We start from the raw sequence: 2094 nt of genomic DNA, 5'->3' as shown, positions 1-2094 counted from the left end.
TGGGTTGCCGAGAGCGATTCGCCGATGGGTCCGGTTCGCTGCCGTCGGCTGCTGGAGCCGATCCTCGGCGGCCACTTCCTCCGCCTGCAAGCCAGTTGGGAGTTCGGCGCCGCCGGCTCCAGCCGCGTGTACGAGGAGCACGCGCTGATCGGTGCGGGGGACGACGGTGTGGTCTGCTTCTGGTCCTTCGCGTCCGACGGCAAGCGCTCGCATGGCGTGCTGGCGGACGTGACCGACCTGCACCCCGAAGCCGTGGGCTTCGAGGCGGACATGCCGGCCGGCCGGGCGCGGATGGCCTACTGGCCGGAAGCCGGCGGCGGATTCCGCTGGGTGGTCGAGTCGAGAACCCAGAAGGGCTGGAATCGATTCGTGGAGCACGCCTACCGCGCGGCCTCGGAAGCGTGACCTGCGACATCGCGGCCGCGCGCCGTGGCAAGTAGCCGCGGGCAGCGGGCAACCCGCCCCCGGGGGCTGGTGGAGGTCCGCCACGCGCGAGGTCGCCGCGGCGATCGGCCTGTCGCTCCTCAAGCTCAGAACCTGCCAAAGGCGGGTCGCTAAGGTAGGGTTTTCTACCTTAGCGCCATGGCAACCGTAAACCAAACCAATCGGGGCTCTTGCGGCCGTCGAGAAGAACTCGACCGCCTATGCGAGAGCCTCGCCGGCAGCGCTGGTTCGATCCCTTGCGGCCTCGATCGGCGAGTTGGCCCGGCAGGGCTACGTGGTCACCGTGGACGGATTCCAGTACTTCCATCGCAAGGCGCTGCTCGAAATGCGCAGCGCCCCTACAGCGCGGCAGCCTATCCTGGGGCTAACGCGACACCCAGATTCCCGCACCCCTCCTCCTGACATCCTGGCGCCGGTCCGGCAGACTCCCGCCTGTCGCGGGCGGGGACCGGCCGTGACGCTCATGCAGGAGGCACGCATGAGTCTCAAGTACCTGGCCGAGCGCGGCCAGAGCCGGCGTCGGATCGCCGAGATCCTCGGCGCCGATGAGAGCAGCGTCCGCTATCACCTGAACCGTCTGGCCCTTGGTAACGCCGATGGCCGCACCCAGTAGAAGCGGCTAGCCGACGGCTGGGCTGACGCAATCACGGACCCCAATCCCGCCCCGGGGGTAGTGCTTATCGATGGGGTAGCACCGAGCTTCGGGCTGAGAAGGGCAGGCACCTGTCTGCCGCTTCGGGTCTGCGGGTAGCGCCTGGGGTTTGACCTGCAGGTGGCCTGAGCCTGGACAGCCCCCTTGCGCTGCGAGCCTCGACGGACTATGATCTTACTGGTAAGATCCCCATCAGGAGGCTCAAATGGGTTTGCCGGCTACCACGCGCCTGTCGTCCAAGGGGCAGGTCGTCATTCCCGAGGAGGTCCGCCAGAAGCTGCGGCTCCTCCCCGGGGTGCAATTCCTTGTGCTGGGAGAAGGGGATGTGGTGATTCTCAAGGTCATCTCGCCGCCCTCCATCGCCGAGTTCGATGGCCTGATCGCTGAGGCGCGCTCGCAAGCACGACGCTCCGGCCTCCGGAAGGGCGACGTAGCCGGCGCGGTCTCGCGTGCCCGCGCCAAGAAATGAGGATCGTCCTCGATACGAACGTTCTCATCTCGGGCATCTTCTTCTCCGGGCCTCCATACGAGATTCTGGATACGTGGCGCCGTGGACGGCTCGAGCTGGTCACAAGTCCCGATATCCTAGCGGAGTACACTCGCGTCGCGCTGGAGCTTCAGTTAGAGTTTCCCCAGCTCGATCCCCATCCCATTCTTGGCCTCGTCATGATCCGCTCGCACTTGATCCAGCCAGCCCCGCTTCCCGAGCCGGTCTGCGACGATCCCCACGATGACAAGTTCCTTGCTTGTGCCATCGGCGGGGGCGCTAGAATCGTCGTCAGCGGTGACAAGGCGCTTCTCCGCTGCTCGGGTTTCGAAGCGATCGCTGTTCTCACTCCTCGCCGTTTCGTGACCGAGCATCTCACGAGATAGACGAGCACAATCGAACGACGTCCCGCACCCGGCGGCCTCGCCGGCCCCTACCGCGCCCGGCCCGCCAGCAGCTTCTCCCGCCCGACGAGATAGAGCAGCACACAGAGCAGCGCGAAGGGGATTCA

Annotated in this window: 2 protein-coding genes; both read left to right on the top strand. The window is 66.4% G+C overall.

Features of this window, described 5'->3' with window-relative positions:
* Positions 1 to 1301: 1301 nt before the first annotated feature.
* The gene (locus tag FJ251_15740; GenBank protein MBM4119153.1) at positions 1302 to 1565 is read left to right on the top strand and encodes an AbrB/MazE/SpoVT family DNA-binding domain-containing protein; all 264 of its coding nucleotides are present in this window, start codon (positions 1302 to 1304) and stop codon (positions 1563 to 1565) included.
* Positions 1562 to 1969 (top strand): putative toxin-antitoxin system toxin component, PIN family, encoded by a 408-nt coding sequence (locus tag FJ251_15735; GenBank protein ID MBM4119152.1) that lies wholly within the window; start codon positions 1562 to 1564, stop codon positions 1967 to 1969. The genes FJ251_15740 and FJ251_15735 overlap by 4 nt, the downstream gene beginning before the upstream one ends.
* Positions 1970 to 2094 lie beyond the last annotated feature (125 nt).

This window comes from bacterium, from assembly GCA_016873475.1.
Lineage (GTDB): Bacteria > Krumholzibacteriota > Krumholzibacteriia > JACNKJ01 > JACNKJ01 > VGXI01.
Note: the sequence above shows the minus strand (reverse complement) of the source record. Positions and strands in the feature narration are given on the sequence as shown.